The organism is Microbacterium sp. EYE_78, assembly GCF_023149035.1.
GTDB lineage: Bacteria > Actinomycetota > Actinomycetes > Actinomycetales > Microbacteriaceae > Microbacterium.
Window position 1 is genome coordinate 820,272 of record NZ_JAHXMY010000001.1, and the last position, 18,339, is coordinate 838,610.

The window sequence follows — 18,339 nt, forward strand, 5'->3', positions numbered from 1 at the left end:
GTCAGCCGCCTGCGGCGGGCGGCGTCTCCTTCGCGTCGGCCAGCTCGTCGACGTGCAGGTGCTGCCGGTCGATCGTCCCGTTGCGGTAGGCCTGCCTGCCCACCATGTGCGCCGACAGCGGAGCCGTCGCGAACTGGATCAGCAGCACCGGCACGAGGAACGCGGCGACCGCCCACGACTGCAGTTCGATCGCCACGGCGATCGCGATGAGCAGCAGTCCGAGCACCTGCGGCTTGGTCGCCGCGTGCAGCCGGGTGGGGACGTCGCGGAACCGGAGCAGCCCGATCGCCGCTGTCAGGCAGAGGATCGCGCCTACGAGGATCAGGAGCAGCGAGACGACGTGGAGGATCTCGGTCATCGGTCCGCTCCGTCCCGGCGGGCGACGAAGCGCGCGATCGAGATCGACCCGAACACGCCGACGGCCGCAACGATGAGCAGCACCGGCAGGGTCCGGGTGTGGTGGTTGATGGCCATCTCCGCGCCCAGGACGCAGATGAGGAGCGTGAGCAGGACGTCCGACGCGACGGCCCGGTCGAGGATCGACGGTCCGACGATGATCCGCCAGACGGTCAGCAGCGCCGCGACGCCGAAGACGGCGGCGATCACGATGATCAGAACGGCGGTCACGAGGCCTCCCCCTTCGCGGCATCCCGAGCATCCGCGCCGTGCGCGCGCCGTGCGCGCGCCTCGCGGACGGCCTCCAGCTGCGCGTGCGACCCGACCGCGCGCACGAGCCGCTCCTCCCACTGCTGCACCATGTGCCGCTGCCGCTCGACCTCCGCGTCGGTCGAGGCGCCGATCACGTGCAGGTAGAGGATGCGACGGTCGCGGTCGGCGTCGAGGACGAGCGACCCCGGGATGAGGGATGCCGTGACCCCTACGTGGGCCATGATCAGGTCGTCGTCGGTGACCAAGGGCACCGCGACGACCGCGACGCCCGGCTGCCTGCGCACGTCGAGCACCTGCCATGCGACCACCAGGGAGCCCTTCACGAGGGCGAAAGCGAACTGGACGACGAAGACGATCAGCCACCAGGGGTTGAGACGGCCCGACAGCTCCACCGGGGGCAGCCGGAACACGGTCGTCACGAAGACGGCGATGACGAGACCGGTCACGAAGGCGAGCAGCGTGAACTGCCCCCACAGCAGCATCCACAGTGCGATCAGCCAGACGAAGAACGGCAGCTGACGCCACACGGCGGTGAGCGCGTTGCGGCGCACCTCAGTTCCCATCGCCCACCTCCTCCTGAAGCTGGGTCAGGGTGACGGGGTACGGCAGCGCCTCGCCGATGCTCGCACACAGCCGGTACAGCGGACCGGCGAAGATCGTGAGGGCGAGGGTGACCGCCACCATGCCGGCGGTCGATGCGGTCATGATGCGAGGGATGACACGACGCTCGGTCTGGATGCCTGCCGCCGGTGCGTCGTCGAGGTACGAGATGCGGTCGGCGACGCCGGACTCCTCGGAGTGGTCCTCCTCCTCGCGCCAGAACGAGAGGTTCCAGGCGCGCATGAGGGCGTAGAGGGTGAGGAGCGAGGTGATGATGCCCGCGACGATGACGGCGTACATGAGCGGTGTCCCGACCGCGGCCCCCGCGTCGAACAGGGCGTACTTGCCGATGAATCCCGAGAAGGGCGGCAGCCCGCCGAGGTTGATGGCCGGGATGAAGTAGAGCACCGCCAGCACGGGGGCCGCACGCATGAGGCCCTTCACCTTGAGGATGGAGGTCGACCCCGCGCGTCGCTCGACCAGTCCCACCGCGAGGAACAGCGTCGTCTGCACGACGATGTGGTGGACCATGTAGTAGATCGTCGCGCCGAGCGACTCCGGCGTCGCGATGGCGAGTCCGAAGATCATGTAGCCGATGTGGCTGACGAGCGTGAACGACAGGATGCGTTTGAGCTCGGCCTGCGCGACGGCGCCCAGGATGCCGACGACCATGGTGGCGAGGGCGACGATCAGCAGCAGCTGGTTCACGTCGTTGTCGCGGAAGATCTGCGTCTCGGTGCGGATCATCGCGTAGACGCCGACCTTCGTCAGCAGACCCGCGAACACCGCCGTCACCGGCGCCGGCGCGGTCGGGTACGAGTCGGGCAGCCAGAACGACAGCGGGAACACGGCGGCCTTGATGCTGAAGGCGAGCAGCAGCATCAGGTGCAGGACGAGCTGCACCTCGTCGGGCAGCTCCCCCATCCGATCGGCGAGCTGCGCCATGTTCACGGTGCCGAGGGCGCCGTAGATCGCGGCGATCGCGGCGAGGAACAGGATCGATGACACCAGCGAGACGACGATGTAGACGACGCCGGTGCGGATGCGGGACTCGGTCGAGCCCAGGGTGATCAGCACGTACGACGCCACGAGCAGGATCTCGAACCCGACGTAGAGGTTGAACAGGTCGCCCGCGATGAACGCGTTGAAGATGCCGGCGGCGAGGATCAGATACGACGGGTGGAAGATCGAGACCGGCGTCTCCTCGTCGCCGTCGGCGGCACCCTGCCCGACGGAGAAGAGGAGGACGGCGAGCAGCACGATGCTCGAGACCACGACCAGCAGGGCCGCGAGGCGGTCGACGTAGAGGACGATGCCGAAGGGGATCGGCCACCCGCCGACCGAGACGGCCAGCGGCATCCCGTTCGCGTCGACCGCGTACAGGAGCACCCCCGCGATGATCGCGACGACGGTCAGCGTGACGATCGAGACGCCGACCTGCACCCGGCGGCGGCGGCCGAAGATGAGCGCGATCCCCGCGCCGAGCAGCGGCAGGGTGACCAGAAGCGGGACGAGGGCGCTCATCGGTCACCTCGCGGGCGATCGACGGGCGCGTCGTCGCGGAGCTCGGCGATGTCCTGCGCGTGGAGGATCACGATGGGCGAGGTCTCCGTCCCGATGAAGTCGGTCGTGGCGTCGTCGTCCTCGTCGGTGATCTCGTCGTCCATCGTCTCCTCGTCGCGCGTGCCGCGCTCGCGGACCTCGCGGTCGGCCTCGTCATCGGCGACGGTGTCGGCCTGACCGAGCTGCCATGACCGGTAGATGAGGGCGAGCAGGAACGCCGAGACGGCGAACGTGATGACGATCGCGGTGAGGGTGAGCGCCTGCGGCAGCGGGTCGCTGAACCCCTCGGGGCTGTCGGCGTCGCCGTAGAACGGCGCCACCCCCGGAGCGCCCATGACGACCAGGAGGAAGAGGTTCGCCGCGTTGCCCAACAGGAGGAAGCCGATCAGCACGCGGGTCAGGCTCCGCTCGAGCATGGCGTAGACACCGGCGGCGAACAGCGCGCCCATGATGATGATGAGGACCAGCGAGACGGTCATGCGCCCACACGCTCCCGGTGCGCCTGCGTCTGCCGGTCGACCTCGGCGCCCAGCGATCGCAGCACGTCGAGGACGAGACCGATCACGACGAGGTAGACGCCCACGTCGAAGATGGTCGAGGTGACGAACTCCACGTGACCGAACAGCGGGATCTCCGCCTCCCAGAAGGTGCTCGTGAGCGGCGCCGCGCCGAAGAACAGCGGCACGATGGCGCACGCCAGGGCCAGGGTCATCCCCGCACCCAGCAGCCGTCCGGCGTCGGTCGGCGCGGCCACGCCGAGCTCGAACCGTCCGCCCGCGACGTACCGCATCACGAGGGCCATGCCGGCCACCAGTCCGCCGGCGAACCCGCCGCCGGGGAGGTTGTGCCCGGCGAAGAGCAGGTAGAACGACACGACGATGATCGAGTGGAACAGCACCCGCACGATCACCTCGAGCATGAGCGACCTGTTCTCGGGCTTCACCTTGAGCCCGCCGAGGAGCCACGTCTGCCGGGTCGACTCCGGCGCCGCGGACCGCGGGCGCGGCCCCTCCGCCGTCTCCACCAGGGGCCGACGCACCCGCGACCGGTTCGGCAGGGCGGGCAATGACGACAGCGAGTCGGCCCGGTTGGTGACGAACACGAGCGAGGCGACACCGGTCGCGGCGAGGATCAGCACCGACAGCTCGCCCATCGTGTCCCAGCCGCGCAGGTCGACGAGGGTCACGTTGACGACGTTTCGACCGTGCCCGATGTCGTAGGCGAGGCCCGGGAAGGGATCGGAGATCGGGTCGGCGACTCGCGCACCCGTGGCGATGAGGGCGATCGCCGCCATGGTCACGCCGACGCCGATGCCCAGGACGGCGCGGACGACGGGCAGCACCGAGGCGTTGTGGTCGCCCAGGCGCGCGGGGATGCGGCGCAGCACCAGCGCGAAGGCGATCAGCGTCACCGTCTCGACGAGGATCTGGGTGAGGGCGAGATCGGGGGCGCCGCTCGTCGCGAACAGGAGCACCATGCCGAGGCCCGTCACCGAGACCAGCACGACTCCGGTGTAGCGCTTGCGCGCACGGACTGCGACGAACCCCGCGAGTATCATGATCGGCGCGGCGATGAGCTGCGCCGGACTCTGCCACGCGTCGAAGGCGACCTTCCACGCGGGACCGGCGGCCGCGAGCGCCGTCACCTCAGCGGCGATGAACACGACGAAGATCGTCCCCACGTAGAAGGGCAGCGAGCCGCGCTGCGTGAGCGACGTCGTCCACACAGACAGCCGCGCGATGCCGCGCAGGCTGACGTTGTAGGCGTCATTCGCCGTGAAGGGCAGCAGGCGCCGCGTCCACCGCATGCGCTGGAAGACCCAGAACAGCGCTGCGCCGAGCAGGATCGAGCCGATCGAGAGGAACAGCGCCGGCTCCCATCCGTGCCAGAGCGCCAGGTGGTACGGCTTGCCCCCCTCGTCGAGCGGGATGGTGTCGGCGTACCCGGTCAGTGCGACGTCGAGCAGGGGGGACGCCACGCCGGCGACGATCGTGAGGCCGCTCAGCAGGATCGGCGCCACGAGGAAGCCGAGCGGCGGGTCCGGCCACTCGGTGCGCTCCTTGGCTGTGCCCGCGGCATCCTTCTTCGTCCAGAACGCACCCCACACGAAACGGATGCCGTAGGCCGCCGTCAGCGCGGAGCCGAGGACGATGCCGATCAGCGGGAACAGGGCCGCCGCATCCGTCCCTCCCTCGAGGAAGGAGGTCAGCGTGGCCTCCTTCGCGACGAAGCCGACCGTCGGCGCGACGCCGACCATCGAGGCGATGGCGATGATCGAGAAGGTCGCGAGCGTCGGCGCCTGCCGCCCGACGCCGGAGAGCTCGGTGATGTCACGCGTGTTCAGCTGGCGGTCGATGACGCCGACGATCAGGAACAGCGAGGACTTGAAGAGCGCATGCCCCACGAGCAGGGCGAGGCCCGCCAGCGCCGAATTCCGTTCGCCGTACCCGAGGACGACGGTCAGCATGCCCAGCTGACTGACCGTGCCGAAGGCGAGGACGCGCTTGAGGTCGGACTCGCGGAGGGCCTGCAGCCCGCCGAGGAGCATCGTGAACAGGCCGAGGGCGAGGACGATCGGACGCCAGGGCTCGGTCTCGGCAAAGCCAGGTGCGAACCGGGCGATGAGGTAGATGCCGGCCTTCACCATCGCGGCCGCGTGCAGGTACGCGCTGACCGGGGTGGGCGCGGCCATCGCTCCGGGAAGCCAGAAGTGGAACGGGAAGATGGCGGACTTGCTGAGCGCTCCGACGAGCAGCATCACGATCGCGGCGTTCAGAGCGACGGCCTCGCCGCCCTCGAAGATCGGACCCGCCTCGATCATCGCCGTGATGCTGGTCGTGCCGTACAGCACGACGAGCATGACGACGCCGATGAGCATCACGAGTCCGCCGAGCGTCGTCACCAGGAGCGCCTGCAACGCTGAACGGCGACTCGCGCCGCGCCGATGATAGAAGCCGATGAGCAGATACGACAGGACGCTCGTGACCTCCCACAGCATGATGAGGACGACGATGTCGTCGGTCAGCACGAGGCCGTACATGGCCCCCGCGAAAGCGAGGAGCACCGCCGAGAAGGTGGCGAGCCCCTCTTTCTTCCCTGCGAAGTACCAGCGGCAGTAGATCATCACGAGGGCGCCGACGCCGGTGACGATGAGCGCCATCACCCAGGCGAGGACGTCCATCCGCATCGACAGCTGCACCTGCAGGTCGGGGATCCAGACGTATGTCTCGAAGGGGATATCTCCGGCGAGGACGCGAGGCGTCTGCATCGCCGTGTGCACGAACGCGACGATCGGCACGACGGCGGCGACGAGGAAGACCCGGGACCCCCACCGCGCGACGAGCACCGGCAGCACGAGCGGCACCAGCGCGAACGCGAGGAGGAGGATCAGCAACCTGGCCTCCTCAGGAAATCGCGGGGGTCGAGACGTCCAGTCTACCGGCTGGGTCCAAGGTGGCGCCCGGCGGGCTCTCAGGTCAGCCGGATACAGGCGCGGTCGTGTTCCCCCGCCGGAATGTACAGCTGAGGGTGAGGGATGCCGGCTGCCTGCCGTCGAGCATCGCCACGACCGCTTCGCCCGCCGCGCGACCCTTCGCCCCGGAGTCCTGCACGAGCGTGGTCAGCTCGTAGGGAGCGAGGCCGTCGACGAGGATGCCGTCGAACCCGGTGACGCTGAGGTCCTCGGGAACCCGGAGCCCGGCCTCCTCGGCCGCGCGGATCACCCCGGCCGCGAGGAGGTCGCTCTGTGCCAGGACGGCCGTCGGTCGCGCCCCGGCCAGGAGCACTCGACCCGCAGCGAACCCCTCGTCGATCGAGCTCTCGGCTGCGGCATAGGCAGGCGCCTCGGGGAAGACCTCTCGGACGCCGCGCAGTCTGTCGCGCGTCACCGGGACGACGATCTCGTCGCCGTCCGAGACGAATCCGCGTACCCGCGCGGCGTCGCGGGCGAGCGTCACGACGGCGACCTCGCGGTGCCCGAGGGAGCGCAGGTGCTCGGCCGCCGCTCGCTGCGCCTCGGTGTTGTCGAGGAGGATCCGAGGGACCTCGGGCCCGGCGTCGCCTTCGACGACGACCACGGGGATGCCGCGACCGCGGACGACGTCGACGGCGGAGCGCTGGGCGTCGCTGAACCCCATGAGGACGGCCGCGTCGATGGGCGCCGAGGTGAGGGTGGGGGCGGAGGCGACGGTGCCCTCGTCGTGCAGCAGGAGCACCCCCGCGCCGACGGGTGCGATGGCCTCGCTGAGCCCGTCCATCACCGAGCTGGTGACGGGGTCGAGGAAGGCCGAGGCGAGGCGCTCTCGGAACAGCACCGCGACGATCCCCGCTCGTCCCGTCCGCAGCGACGCCGCGCGCGGGTCGGGTCCTGTGTAGCCGAGCGCCTCCGCCGCCGCGGTGACGCGTGCTCGCGTCGCCTCCGAGACGGAGACCTTGCCGCTGAAGACGACCGAGGCGGTCGATGGCGAGACGCCGGCTTCGCGAGCGACGTCGGCGATCGTCGCGCGCCGGGAGGTCATGCACCGATCGTAACGGGCACCCCTATCGGGTCGAATCGTTTCGACGACGGCAGTACCCTGAGGGCATGACATCGACGTCGACCCGCGCCTCCCTGCTGGCCTGGCGCCTCGCCGTGTTCGCGATCTTCACCGCCAGCGGCCTGAGCATCGCCACGTGGGCTTCTCGGGTGCCCTCGATCCGGTCCTCCCTGGGCGTCGACAACTCGACGATCGGGCTTCTGCTGCTCGGAGCGGGCGCGGCATCCATCCTCGGGCTCTCGCTCGCATCCGTCCTCATCGCGCGGCTGGGCACCCGCCGCGGGATGCTGCTCATGATGCTGACCTTCGCAGCAGGACTCGTCCTCATCGGCGTCGGAACCGACCTCGTCGGCTCGCTCCCGCTCGTCCTGGTCGGTCTCGCCTTGTTCGGCCTCGGCAACGGGGCGCTGGACGTGATGATGAACGTCGACGGCGCCGCGATCGAGGTGCAGGTGGGCAAGACGATCCTGCCGCTGTTCCACGCGTTCTTCAGCTTCGGGACCGTCATCGGCGCGGGACTCGGCGCCCTCGCCGCCGCGAGCGGTGTGAGCGTCTTCGTGCACGCCACGTCGGCGGGGCTCGCGATCGCCGTCATCGCGGTGGTCGCGTTCGCGTACGTGCCGCAGCGCGATCTCGGCGGCGACGACGCCGCGGCGGATGCCGGGTGGCGGGAGCGACTCGGCGTCTCGCTCTCCGCGTGGCGCGAGCCGCGCACCTACGCGCTCGGCGTCGTGATGCTCGGCATGGCCTTCGCCGAAGGCGGTGCGAACGACTGGATGGCGCTCGGCGTGACCCAGGGCCACGGCGGTGCCGAGGAGCAGGGCGCACTCGCGCTCACCGTCTTCTCGGTTGCGATGGCGGTCCTCCGCCTGCTGGGCGGGCCACTCGTCGACCGGTTCGGCCGTGTCGCGACGCTCCGCGTGCTCGCCGTCACGGCGGTCGTCGGCATCCTGCTCTTCATCCTCGCCGACGACCTTCCGCTCGTCTTCGTCGGCGCAGCACTCTGGGGCATGGGCGCCTCGCTCGGGTTCCCGCTCGGCATGTCGGCGGCGGCGGACGATCCCGCGAAGGCCGCCGCGCGCGTCAGCGCTGCGGCCACGGTGGGCTACGTCGCGTTCCTCTGCGGCCCGCCGATCCTGGGAGTGATCAGCGACCACGTCGGCCTGCTGAACACGCTGTTCATCATCGCGGGGCTCGTTGCGGCCTCGGGGCTGGCATCAGCCGCTGCGCGACCGCTGCCCGGCACGCGCGGCACCGGGCACTGACGACCGAGAAGCGGCGGGTCAGAACAGGCGCGGGGCGCCCGATTCGATGCCCTTCATCTCCTCGTAGTCGAGGGTGACGCAGCGGATGCCGCGGTCCGCGGCAAGGACCTTCGCCTGCGGCTTGATCTCCTGCGCGGCGAAGACACCCGTCACCGGCGCGAGGTGCGGATCGCGACCGAGCAGCTCGAGGTAGCGCGTGAGCTGCTCGACGCCGTCGATGTCGCCACGACGCTTCACCTCGACGGCGATCGTTCCTCCCGCAGGGTTCCGGAGGAGGAGGTCGACCGGCCCGATCGCCGTGGGGAACTCGCGTCGGACCAGGGTCAGGTCCTCGCCGATCACACCGACCTGCTCGGCGAGCAGTCGCTGCAGATCGGCCTCGACACCGTCCTTCACGAGGCCCGGGTCGATGCCGAGCTCGTGCGATGAGTCGTGGAGCACCTCGTAGATCCGGACGGTCAGCGCGTCACCGGTCTTCGCGTGCGTCACCCGCCACTTCTCGATCACGTCGATGTCCTCTTCACCGGGCTCCACGACCGTGAGGGTGCACGGCGGGCTCATCCAGTTCAGCGGCTTGTACGAGCCGCCGTCAGAGTGGACGAGCAGGCTGCCGTCCCCCTTGTGCACCAGCAGCCGCGTGGCGAGCGCGAGGTGCGCGTTGAGACGGCCGGTGTAATCGACGGAGCAGCGGGCGATGACGAGACGCACGGCGACGAGCCTACCCGCGGCATCCGGCTGCATCGGCCGAAGCCCATAGGCTGGTCGCATGACGTCACGCTCCCCCTGGTCCTGCATCCTCTGGGACGTGGACGGAACGATCGTGGATGCCTCCGACGGCATTCTCAGCCGACTCGACCGGTGCCTGACCCATTTCGGACGGCCCGCCCCGACGCGTGCGGAACTCGTCCACTGGATCGGACCGCCCATGTACGAGTCGTTCCAGAAGAACGTCGGGATGACGCCGGAAGAGGCCACCGAGGCCGTCGCGTACTACCGGGCGCTCGGCAAGGCCGACGGCTACACCGCTCGCGCGCGGGTCTACCCCGGCGTGGGGGAGCTCATCGCGGAGCTCGCGGCGTGCGGCATCCCGCAGGCGACCGCGAGCTCGAAGCCGGAGATCCAGGTGGTCGCGCTGATGGACCACTTCGGCCTGTCCGAGCACATGCAGGCGATGGCCGGCGCGACGCCGGACGAGAAGACGCTCGCGTCGAAGGCCGACATCGTCGCGGAATCCCTGCGCCGACTCGCTGCCGCAGGTGTCGACACGAGTCGGCCGATCCTCATCGGCGACCGGCACCACGACATCGACGGCGGAGCCGCCAACGACGTGCCCGTCATCTTCGTGCGGTGGGGCTTCAGTTGGCCCCACGAGTCAGAAGGGGCGCAGGCGGCGGTCGACACGGTGGCCGAACTCCGCCGCCTGCTCCTTCTCGAAGACGAGGTCTGAGACCTCACATCTGAGAAGACTCAGATCTGAGAGGACTCAGAGGGGACGGATGTTCTCCGCCTGCAGGCCCTTGGGGCCCTGTGCGATGTCGAACTCGACTCGCTGGTTCTCTTCCAGCGAGCGGTAGCCCGAGGACTCGATGGCCGAGTAGTGGGCGAAGACGTCGGCGCCGCCTTCATCGGGAGCGATGAACCCGAAGCCCTTCTCCGAGTTGAACCACTTGACGGTACCGCTGACGCTCATGAACTGCCTTACTGATAGTGCCGACGACTGTTGCGCCGGTCGCTCCCAACCTAGCCGCCATGCCTCGCGGTGTCTCCCCCCGAGTAGGAAGGTGACACAAACGTTGCCGGATGGTCATGCGGCCGTCGCTCGGGCGTCGCGGGACTGAGAAGAGAGAGGAGTGACCTGTGGACGGACGCGCGATCCAGCGAGCCGCCGCCGCGCGTGCGGAGGAACTGCCGGGTGCCGAGCTGACGCATCCCTTCGGACCGGAGTGGGATGTCTGGAAAGTGCGCGGCAAGGTCTTCATGCTCCTCACCGACCTCGGCGCGGACCCCATCGTCACGCTGAAGACCCATCCGGACGACGGCATCGCCCTCCGCGGCATGCACGGCGCCATCAGCGCCGGCTATCACATGAACAAGCGCCACTGGATCAGCGTCCGCCCCGGCACCGGCGTCGACGGCGACCTCGTCACCGACCTCGTCACGGAGTCCTACCGCCTCGTCGTCGCGGGGCTGCCTCGGCGGGTGCGTCCCGTGGATCCCGAGCTCTTCGGTCGAAGATGAAGGGATGCCGCGTCGCACCAGGCGCGCCATCGGGACATCGCGGGAACGATGAAGCCGGTCGGGGTTCTCACCACCGACCGGCTTCGTGTCGCACTGTCTGTGCGCGAGGGGGGAGTTGAACCCCCACGCCCTTTCGGGCACTGGCACCTGAAGCCAGCGCGTCTGCCTATTCCGCCACTCGCGCGAACCCGCGTCGCCGCGGGATCAACTTTCCGAGGATATCATGGCGCGAGCCCGCCGGAGAAACGCGCGCAGCCTTGTTCCCCAGACCCTGCCAGGGTCGACAACTAGCATGTGAGCACCGGTCCAGACTGCCTGAGGAGCCCCGTGGGACTACTTGACAGCTTCGAGAAGGGAATCGAGCGCGCCGTGAACGGTGCGTTCGCCAAGACCTTCCGCAGCGGTGTGCAGCCTGTCGAGATCGCCTCTGCACTGCGCGCCGAACTCGATGCGAAGGCCGCCGTCGTCTCGCGCGACCGCATCCTCGTCCCGAACACGCTGGTGGTGCGTCTCGCTCCCGCAGACCACGAGCGGATGGGCGCCCTGGGCGGGGCGCTGAAGGACGAGCTCCTCCAGCTCGTCGAGGGGCATGCGAAAGCCCAGAACTACAGCTTCGCCGGTCCCGTCACCCTCGCCGTCAACGCGGACGAGACCCTGACGACCGGCACCGTCCGGGTCGACTCGCGGTCCGCTGCGGCCGCAGAGGTGTCGTGGCACGGCGTCGTCGAGATCGACGGCAACCGGCACCCGCTGGTGAAGAGCCGCACCGTCATCGGTCGCGGGTCGGATGCCGACATCACCATCCCCGACGCCGGCACGAGCCGGCGCCACGTCGAGATCCTGTGGGACGGGCGCCGCGCGATGGTCCGCGACCTCGGCTCGACCAACGGCACGCAGCTGAACGGCCAGAAGGTCTCCGAGGCGGGCCTCGAACCCGATTCCGTCGTGACCATCGGCCGCACGCGCATCGTCTTCCGCGTCGTCGCGCAGTCGGCGCCACCGAAGCCGGGGGATGCCGCGACCCGACTCTTCGACCTCGGAGGCCAGCCGTGAGTGAACTGACCCTCCTGCTGCTGCAGGTCGGATTCCTGATCCTGCTGTGGTTCTTCGTCTTCGCAGTGGTCTACTCCCTGCGGGCCGACCTGTTCGGGGTGAAGGTGCGGAAGATGCCCGAGCCCGCCACGGCGGCGCCCGGGCCGATCGCGACCGCCCCCGCCAACGCCGAGACCTCCATCGTGACGCCCGTGACGCCGCGCGCGTCCGCACCGTCGGGTCCTCAGAAGGCCACCGTCAACACGGTCGCCCGCATCGTCATCACGAGCGGACCCAAGGCCGGTCTCGAACTCCCGCTGGGCGATGAGCCGCTCACGATCGGGCGCTCCAGCGAGTCCGGACTGGTGATCCGGGACGACTACACGTCGAGCCACCACGCACGGCTCGTCCTGTGGGGCGAGCAGTGGATGCTGCAGGACCTGGACTCCACGAACGGCACCTGGCACGACGGCCAGCGCGTGGCATCCCCCGTCCCGATCGTCGTCGGCGCACCGATCAAGGTCGGCGCGACGACCTTCGAGCTGCGGAAGTAACGGCCCGAACCGATGGTCTTCGAAGGGTCGAGCGCCGCCATCTCGCATACCGGGAAGGTGCGCTCCAACAACCAGGACTCGGGCTTCTCGGGCTCGAACCTGTTCGTCGTCGCCGACGGCATGGGCGGGCACGCCGGCGGCGACATCGCCTCGAGCATCGCCGTCCACCACCTCGAAGGACTCGACCACTCCTATCCGACGCCCGCCGAGGCGGAGCGCGAGCTGCGCGAAGCGATCGTCGACGCGGCGCACGTCCTCGTCGACACGGTCGCCGAGCGACCCGAGCTGGCGGGCATGGGCACGACGGTGAGCGCGGTGCTCATGGTCGACGAGTACGCCGTGATCGCCCACATCGGCGACTCCCGCGTCTACCTCTTCCGCGACGGCGCGCTCACGCAGATCACCACCGACCACACTTTCGTGCAGCGGCTCGTCGACTCCGGGCGCATCACACCCGAGGAGGCCCGCTACCACCCGCGGCGCTCGGTCCTCATGCGGGTCCTGGGCGACATGGGCACCGACCCCGAGGTCGACGCGTTCATCATGCAGACCCAGCCGGGCGATCGCTGGCTCATCTGCTCCGACGGGCTGTGCGGCGTGGTCGAGGACACCCAGACCGCGAAGATCCTGCGGCAGGACCTCGCCCCGGGACGCACCGCGGACATGCTGTTGAAGCAGGCGCTGGATGCGGGCGCCCCCGACAACGTGACGATCGTCCTCGTCGACGTGGGCGGCCGGCACCCGATGTTCAGCGGCACGGCCACCGTGGTGGGCTCGGCTGCGACGCCGAAGGGCCTCGACATCCCTGCCGCGCGGCCTGTGCGCACCGGGTGGTTCCAGACCGGTCGCCAGGCGGCCAACGAACCCAGCCACTTCGAGCCGGCCGCCGAGTACCTCGAGGAGCTCATCGAAGAGGACCGTCGCCGCGCCCGACGTCGCCGCGTCTGGTGGATCGTCGGATTCATCGCGATCGTCGCCGCCCTCGCCGCGGCGGTGTTCGCCGGATACGCCTGGACGCAGACGCGCTACTTCGTGGGTCCCGACGACGACAGCGTCGTGATCTATCGCGGCATCCAGCAGGACATCGGCCCGATCTCGCTGTCCACGCCGTACGAAAACACCGACATCCTGCTCGCAGACCTGCCCGCCTACCAGCGGCAGTCGGTCGAGCAGACCATCTCCGCCCGTTCGCTCGCCGACGCTCAGGCGATCGTCGACAACCTCCGCCTGGGGACGCCATGACAGCCTCGATCGAGACCGACACCACGGTCATCAAGGCGCTGCGGAAGCTCCGGATGCCGGCCACGCAGCGCAACCGCGAACTCGGCCTGCTCCTGTTCGCCATCATCATCACCACCGCGGCGACCGTCCTGGTGCAGTTCGGCACGCATGGCGAGCTCGACCCGACGTTCCTGTCGTACACCGGCGCGCTGGCCGGACTCGCCCTCGCGCTGCACGTCGTGACGCGCATCTGCGCGCGCGACGCCGACCCCTTCGTCGTGCCGATCGCGACGCTGCTCACGGGCCTCGGTGTCGCCATGATCTACCGGCTCGACATCTCGGCCGATCGCGTGGGATGGGGCTCGCTCGGCCTCCGGCAGCTGGTGTGGGCGGCGATCGCCATCGGCGGGGCCATCCTCATCGTGGTCTTCCTGCGCAACTACCGCATCCTGTTCCGCTACACGTACATCTTCGGCGTGACCGGCATCCTGCTCCTCCTCCTGCCCTTCGTCCCCGGCCTCGGGCTCGAAGCCGGCGCCGACGTGTGGGTCTCGATCGCGGGGGTCTTCTCGTTCCAGCCGGGCGAGCTCGCCAAGATCTGTCTCGCGATCTTCTTCGCGGGCTACCTGGTGCGCACGCGCGAGGCGCTGACCTCGGTCGGCACCCGGTTCCTCGGCATCACGTGGCCGAAGGCCCGGCAGCTCGGGCCGCTCCTCATCATCTGGGCCGCATCGCTCGCGATCATCGTGTTCCAGCGCGACCTCGGTACCGGCATCCTCATCTTCGGCATGTTCATCGCGATGCTCTACGTCGCCACGGGCAAGGCGAGCTGGGCCATCCTCGGACTGCTGCTCGCCGTCGCCGGCGCCCTCGCGGCGTCGCAGATCCTGCCGTACGTCGGATCGCGGTTCTCGAACTGGCTCGACGCGTTCAACCCGGACTACGTCAACGGCAGCAGCTACCAGCTCGTCTCGGGCATCTTCGGGCTCGCGCACGGCGGTCTGATCGGCACGGGGTGGGGCCTCGGACGCCCGAACCTCACGCCGCTCGCGCACAACGACTACATCCTGCCGAGCCTCGGCGAGGAGCTCGGGCTCGTCGGCGTCTTCGCGATCCTGGTGCTGTACATGGTGTTCGTCAGCCGCGGCATCCGCGTCGGCATCGCCGGTCAGGACGACTTCGGCAAGCTCCTTGCGACCGGCCTGTCGTTCACGCTGGCCCTGCAGGTGTTCATCATGGTCGGCGGCGTGACCCGCCTCATCCCGCTGACGGGGCTCACGATGCCCTTCCTCGCCGCGGGTGGGTCGTCGCTCATCGCGAACTTCCTCATCATCGGGATCCTGCTGCGGATCTCGGATGCCGTCCGCTCCAGGCCCCGGGTGGTGATCGGATGACCAAGCAACTCCGCCGTCTGAGCGTCGTCGTGCTCCTCATGTTCCTCAGCCTCTTCGTCGCGACGAGCTGGATCCAGGTCGCCATCGCCGGCCAGCTCGCCGAGAACCCCGAGAACCGTCGCACGCTGTACGACTCGTACGAGGTGCAGCGCGGCACGATCTTCGCCGGCAGCACCGCGATCGCGTCATCGCAGCCGAGCGATGACATCTACAGCTGGATCCGGCAGTACCCGGATGCCGAGATGTGGGCGCCCGTGACCGGGTTCATCAACCCGGTCCTGCGCTCCTCCACCGGGTTGGAGCGCGCCATGAACGCCGCTCTCGCCGGCACCGGCAGCCAGCAGTTCCTGACGCGCCTCGACCAGATCGTCAGCGGTCAGCCGCCCCGCGGGTCGAACGTGCTGCTCTCGCTCGACCCCGATGTGCAGAAGGTGGCGTACGACGCCCTCGACGGACTCGAGGGCGCGGTCGTGGCCATGGAGCCGGACAGTGGCCGCATCCTCGCGATGGCCACGAGCCCCAGCTTCGACACCAACCTGCTGGCGTCGCACAACAGCTCCGAGGTCAACGCGGCCGACCAGCAGCTGCGCGACGACCCGCTGCGTCCGCGCACCAACCGCGTGACGGAGGAGACGGACCCGCCGGGGTCGACCTTCAAGCTCGTCGTCGCGGCGGCAGCGCTCGCCTCGGGCGAGTACACGCCCGACTCGACCTTCGACAACCCGGCGACCTTCCGTCTGCCCGGGACCGACAACATCCTGCACAACTTCGACCGCGGCACCTGCGGACCGGGCGAGGAGACCACGCTCGAGACCGCGCTGCGGCTCAGCTGCAACATCCCGATGGCCGAGCTCGCCCTCGAGCTCGGAACGGATGCCATCCGTGAGCAGGCGCAGAAGTTCGGGTTCAACTCGTCCTTCGAGATCCCGTTGGACGTCACCGCGTCGAGTTACCCCGAAGGGTTCGACGAGCCGCAGACCGCGCTCAGCGGCATCGGGCAGACCGACGTCCGCGCGACGCCCCTGCAGATGGCGATGGTCGCCGCGGGCATCGCGAACGACGGGATCGTCATGAATCCGCGGATGGTGGACCGTGTCGTGGCCGCCGATCTCGCCGTCCAGGACGAACCCGCGGACTCGCAGTTCGGTCAGGCGCTGACCCCCGAGCAGGCCGAGACGCTGACGCAGATGATGGTCGGCAATGTCCAAAACGGCGCCGCGAGCGGTGCGAGAATAGAGGGCGTCGACGTGGCTGGGAAGACCGGCACGGCGGAGCACAACCCGGGTGACCCGTACACACTGTGGTTCACCGGGTTCGCGCCCGCGGAGGACCCGGAAGTGGTCGTCACGGTGATGGTTCAGGACGGTGGTGGGCTCGGCCAGGACGGTACGAGCAATGGGATCGCGGCCCCGATCGCGAAGAGAGTGATTGAGGCGGTGCTGAGCGAATGAGACCGACGCAGGGTGTGAGCTTCGGCGGACGGTACGAACTGGACTCGCGGATCGCGATCGGCGGCATGGGCGAGGTGTGGGAGGCCACCGACCACGTCATCGGCCGCACGGTCGCCATCAAGATCCTCAAGGACGAGTACATGGGCGACCCGGGCTTCCTCGAGCGCTTCCGCGCCGAGGCCCGTCACGCCGCCCTCGTGAACCACGAGGGCATCGCGAGCGTCTTCGACTACGGCGAGGAGAACGGCTCCGCCTTCCTCGTGATGGAGCTCGTCCCCGGAGAGGCCCTCTCGACGATCCTCGAGCGCGAAGGCGCCCTGTCGACCGACAAGACCCTCGACATCGTCGCCCAGACCGCATCGGCGCTGCAGGCCGCCCACGCGGCGGGTCTCGTCCATCGCGACATCAAGCCCGGCAACCTGCTGATCACCCCCGACGGCCGGGTGAAGATCACCGACTTCGGCATCGCCCGCATCGCCGACCAGGTGCCGCTCACCGCGACCGGTCAGGTGATGGGGACGGTGCAGTACCTCTCGCCCGAGCAGGCGTCGGGGCACGCGGCATCCCCCGCGACCGACATCTACTCGCTCGGCATCGTCGCCTACGAACTCCTCGCGGGGCGTCGTCCCTTCACGGGCGAGTCGCAGGTCGCGATCGCGATGGCGCAGATCAACGACACCCCGCCGCCGCTGCCCGACACCGTGTCGGAGCCGGTGCAGCGCTTCGTGATGAGCATGATCGCGAAGAAGCCCGAGGACCGGCCGGCATCCACGTCGGCGGTGGCGCGCGCCGCGAACGCGCTGCGCCGCGGAGATGTGGCCGGTGCCGCCGCCATCGTCCCCGCGATCGCGGGCGCCGCGTCGACCGACGAGTTCACCAAGCTGCTGACCTCGCCCGGCGGGTCGGACGCGACCACGCGCATCCTGCCCTCCGCCGGTGCCGCGGCGGCGGGAGCCGGTGTCGGCGCCGCGGTCGGCACGGGCACCGCTGCGCTGGCGACGGACGCCGAAGGCCAGGAGCCGGCGAAGAAGAAGCGCAGCCGGTGGACCTGGCCGCTCATCGCCCTCATCGTGCTGCTCGCGATCGTGCTGATCGGCACCTCCATCGCGTTGCTCAGCGATCCGCAGGGTGCGCCCGAGGAGACGCCGACGACGCAGAGCTCGGCACCGTCGACACCGTCGACACCCCCGAGCAGTGCGCCCGCACCCTCGACCCCCGCAGCGCCGACCAGCGGGAACCCCGGCTCGCTCGACCTGCTCGGTCAGACGTGCGAGGACGCCACGGCGACGCTCACCGACGAGGGCTTCGAAAGTGTCGTCTGCCAGGACGGCGACCCCGCGCCCTCCGAGGATGAGGTCGGTCAGGTCTACCGAGTCAACCCGACCGGCGACGTGGACTTCACCGAGCGGGTGACGCTCCTCATCTACACCGAGCAGACCGAGATCGGCACGCCGGCGGCGCCGCGCATCGAGGGCGGCAACGGCGACGGCACGGTCACGGCAGGTTCGACCGTCCGCGTGATGTGGGACAGCTTCACCTGCCCCGCCGGCGCGCCGACCGCCAGCAGCTACGTCATGACGCTCTCGGGCGGTGTCTTCGAGATCAACGGCGAGTCGACCGCGAGCTTCTCCATCGACCAGCGCCCGCAGGGGATCGTGGTCGACGAGAACAGCACGGCACTGTCGGTGACCTACGCAGTCACGTGCTCCGGCGACAACGGCGACCGCAGCTCGGGCGACTCCCCGGAGGCGTCCGCATCTATCACTCCGGCCGAAGCACCCCCCGCCGAAGGCGAGGGCGACGGCAGCCAGGGCTGA

General features: G+C 69.5%; 18 protein-coding genes and 1 tRNA gene. 9 read left to right on the forward strand and 10 right to left on the reverse strand.

The annotated features are described in order from the left end of the window. Position 1: 1 nt before the first annotated feature. The 7 genes from mnhG to KZX17_RS03935 form a co-directional block, all read right to left on the reverse strand. Positions 2-358, reverse strand: a complete 357-nt coding sequence (mnhG, locus tag KZX17_RS03905) for a monovalent cation/H(+) antiporter subunit G (RefSeq protein ID WP_248170651.1) — start codon at positions 356-358, stop codon at positions 2-4. Next, entirely contained in the window at positions 355-627 is a 273-nt protein-coding gene (locus tag KZX17_RS03910) for a monovalent cation/H+ antiporter complex subunit F (RefSeq protein WP_248170650.1), read from the reverse strand. The genes mnhG and KZX17_RS03910 overlap by 4 nt, the downstream gene beginning before the upstream one ends. After that, complete coding sequence (locus KZX17_RS03915; RefSeq protein WP_248170648.1) at positions 624-1,232, reverse strand: Na+/H+ antiporter subunit E; 609 nt, start codon at positions 1,230-1,232, stop codon at positions 624-626. Before KZX17_RS03915 ends, KZX17_RS03910 begins: the two co-directional genes overlap by 4 nt. Then, a complete protein-coding gene (locus KZX17_RS03920) occupies positions 1,222-2,793 on the reverse strand; it encodes a Na+/H+ antiporter subunit D (protein WP_248170647.1) in 1,572 nt (523 codons plus the stop codon). The genes KZX17_RS03915 and KZX17_RS03920 overlap by 11 nt, the downstream gene beginning before the upstream one ends. After that, positions 2,790-3,311, reverse strand: a complete 522-nt coding sequence (locus KZX17_RS03925) for a Na(+)/H(+) antiporter subunit C (protein ID WP_248170645.1) — start codon at positions 3,309-3,311, stop codon at positions 2,790-2,792. The genes KZX17_RS03920 and KZX17_RS03925 overlap by 4 nt, the downstream gene beginning before the upstream one ends. Then, positions 3,308-6,226, reverse strand: a complete 2,919-nt coding sequence (locus KZX17_RS03930; RefSeq protein WP_248170644.1) for a Na+/H+ antiporter subunit A — start codon at positions 6,224-6,226, stop codon at positions 3,308-3,310. Before KZX17_RS03930 ends, KZX17_RS03925 begins: the two co-directional genes overlap by 4 nt. 82 nt (positions 6,227-6,308) lie before the next feature. Further along, complete coding sequence (locus KZX17_RS03935; RefSeq protein WP_248170643.1) at positions 6,309-7,349, reverse strand: LacI family DNA-binding transcriptional regulator; 1,041 nt, start codon at positions 7,347-7,349, stop codon at positions 6,309-6,311. 65 nt (positions 7,350-7,414) lie between these two features. Here KZX17_RS03935 and KZX17_RS03940 point away from each other — a divergent pair, with 65 nt between their 5' ends. After that, complete coding sequence (locus tag KZX17_RS03940) at positions 7,415-8,632, forward strand: MFS transporter (protein ID WP_248170642.1); 1,218 nt, start codon at positions 7,415-7,417, stop codon at positions 8,630-8,632. 18 nt (positions 8,633-8,650) lie between these two features. Here the strand turns inward: KZX17_RS03940 and nucS are convergent, their stop codons facing one another. Next, a complete protein-coding gene (gene nucS / locus KZX17_RS03945; protein WP_248170641.1) occupies positions 8,651-9,340 on the reverse strand; it encodes an endonuclease NucS in 690 nt (229 codons plus the stop codon). Between the two features lie 58 nt (positions 9,341-9,398). On the opposite strand from nucS, the gene KZX17_RS03950 reads away from it, so the two are divergent. Further along, positions 9,399-10,079, forward strand: coding sequence for an HAD hydrolase-like protein (locus tag KZX17_RS03950; protein WP_248170640.1), 681 nt, complete (start codon positions 9,399-9,401; stop codon positions 10,077-10,079). 36 nt (positions 10,080-10,115) lie between these two features. Here the strand turns inward: KZX17_RS03950 and KZX17_RS03955 are convergent, their stop codons facing one another. Continuing rightward, the gene (locus tag KZX17_RS03955; protein ID WP_064002832.1) at positions 10,116-10,322 is read right to left on the reverse strand and encodes a cold-shock protein; all 207 of its coding nucleotides are present in this window, start codon (positions 10,320-10,322) and stop codon (positions 10,116-10,118) included. 167 nt (positions 10,323-10,489) lie between these two features. Between KZX17_RS03955 and KZX17_RS03960 the strand changes: the two genes are divergently transcribed. Continuing rightward, complete coding sequence (locus KZX17_RS03960; RefSeq protein ID WP_248170639.1) at positions 10,490-10,870, forward strand: MmcQ/YjbR family DNA-binding protein; 381 nt, start codon at positions 10,490-10,492, stop codon at positions 10,868-10,870. Positions 10,871-10,970: 100 nt separating this feature from the next. Here KZX17_RS03960 and KZX17_RS03965 read toward each other — a convergent pair. After that, positions 10,971-11,054, reverse strand: a tRNA-Leu gene (locus KZX17_RS03965). A 143-nt stretch (positions 11,055-11,197) separates the two neighbouring features. Here KZX17_RS03965 and KZX17_RS03970 point away from each other — a divergent pair. Genes KZX17_RS03970 through KZX17_RS03995 form a run of 6 tightly spaced genes read left to right on the forward strand, consistent with a single transcriptional unit; the run spans position 11,198 to position 18,339 of the window. Further along, positions 11,198-11,923 (forward strand): DUF3662 and FHA domain-containing protein, encoded by a 726-nt coding sequence (locus KZX17_RS03970; protein ID WP_248170638.1) that lies wholly within the window; start codon positions 11,198-11,200, stop codon positions 11,921-11,923. Beyond that, on the forward strand, positions 11,920-12,456 hold the full coding sequence (locus tag KZX17_RS03975) for an FHA domain-containing protein (protein WP_248170637.1): 537 nt from the start codon (positions 11,920-11,922) through the stop codon (positions 12,454-12,456). Before KZX17_RS03970 ends, KZX17_RS03975 begins: the two co-directional genes overlap by 4 nt. A gap of 12 nt (positions 12,457-12,468) precedes the next feature. Next, positions 12,469-13,698: a Stp1/IreP family PP2C-type Ser/Thr phosphatase gene (locus KZX17_RS03980; RefSeq protein WP_248170636.1), complete on the forward strand. Its 1,230-nt coding sequence runs from the start codon at positions 12,469-12,471 to the stop codon at positions 13,696-13,698. Further along, complete coding sequence (locus KZX17_RS03985) at positions 13,695-15,071, forward strand: FtsW/RodA/SpoVE family cell cycle protein (protein WP_248170635.1); 1,377 nt, start codon at positions 13,695-13,697, stop codon at positions 15,069-15,071. Before KZX17_RS03980 ends, KZX17_RS03985 begins: the two co-directional genes overlap by 4 nt. Beyond that, positions 15,068-16,522 (forward strand): penicillin-binding protein 2, encoded by a 1,455-nt coding sequence (locus tag KZX17_RS03990; protein WP_248170634.1) that lies wholly within the window; start codon positions 15,068-15,070, stop codon positions 16,520-16,522. Before KZX17_RS03985 ends, KZX17_RS03990 begins: the two co-directional genes overlap by 4 nt. After that, positions 16,519-18,339 (forward strand): protein kinase, encoded by a 1,821-nt coding sequence (locus tag KZX17_RS03995; RefSeq protein ID WP_248170633.1) that lies wholly within the window; start codon positions 16,519-16,521, stop codon positions 18,337-18,339. Before KZX17_RS03990 ends, KZX17_RS03995 begins: the two co-directional genes overlap by 4 nt.

What these genes read in the sequence shown, in the direction of transcription:
- mnhG (WP_248170651.1), bottom strand. Translation starts at nt 358, where the DNA reads ATGACCGAGATCCTCCACGTCGTCTCGCTGCTCCTGATCCTCGTAGGC.
- KZX17_RS03915 (WP_248170648.1), bottom strand. Translation starts at nt 1,232, where the DNA reads ATGGGAACTGAGGTGCGCCGCAACGCGCTCACCGCCGTGTGGCGTCAG.
- KZX17_RS03920 (WP_248170647.1), bottom strand. Translation starts at nt 2,793, where the DNA reads ATGAGCGCCCTCGTCCCGCTTCTGGTCACCCTGCCGCTGCTCGGCGCG.
- KZX17_RS03925 (WP_248170645.1), bottom strand. Translation starts at nt 3,311, where the DNA reads ATGACCGTCTCGCTGGTCCTCATCATCATCATGGGCGCGCTGTTCGCC.
- KZX17_RS03935 (WP_248170643.1), bottom strand. Translation starts at nt 7,349, where the DNA reads ATGACCTCCCGGCGCGCGACGATCGCCGACGTCGCTCGCGAAGCCGGC.
- KZX17_RS03940 (WP_248170642.1), top strand. Translation starts at nt 7,415, where the DNA reads ATGACATCGACGTCGACCCGCGCCTCCCTGCTGGCCTGGCGCCTCGCC.
- KZX17_RS03950 (WP_248170640.1), top strand. Translation starts at nt 9,399, where the DNA reads ATGACGTCACGCTCCCCCTGGTCCTGCATCCTCTGGGACGTGGACGGA.
- KZX17_RS03955 (WP_064002832.1), bottom strand. Translation starts at nt 10,322, where the DNA reads ATGAGCGTCAGCGGTACCGTCAAGTGGTTCAACTCGGAGAAGGGCTTC.
- KZX17_RS03980 (WP_248170636.1), top strand. Translation starts at nt 12,469, where the DNA reads ATGGTCTTCGAAGGGTCGAGCGCCGCCATCTCGCATACCGGGAAGGTG.
- KZX17_RS03985 (WP_248170635.1), top strand. Translation starts at nt 13,695, where the DNA reads ATGACAGCCTCGATCGAGACCGACACCACGGTCATCAAGGCGCTGCGG.
- KZX17_RS03990 (WP_248170634.1), top strand. Translation starts at nt 15,068, where the DNA reads ATGACCAAGCAACTCCGCCGTCTGAGCGTCGTCGTGCTCCTCATGTTC.
- KZX17_RS03995 (WP_248170633.1), top strand. Translation starts at nt 16,519, where the DNA reads ATGAGACCGACGCAGGGTGTGAGCTTCGGCGGACGGTACGAACTGGAC.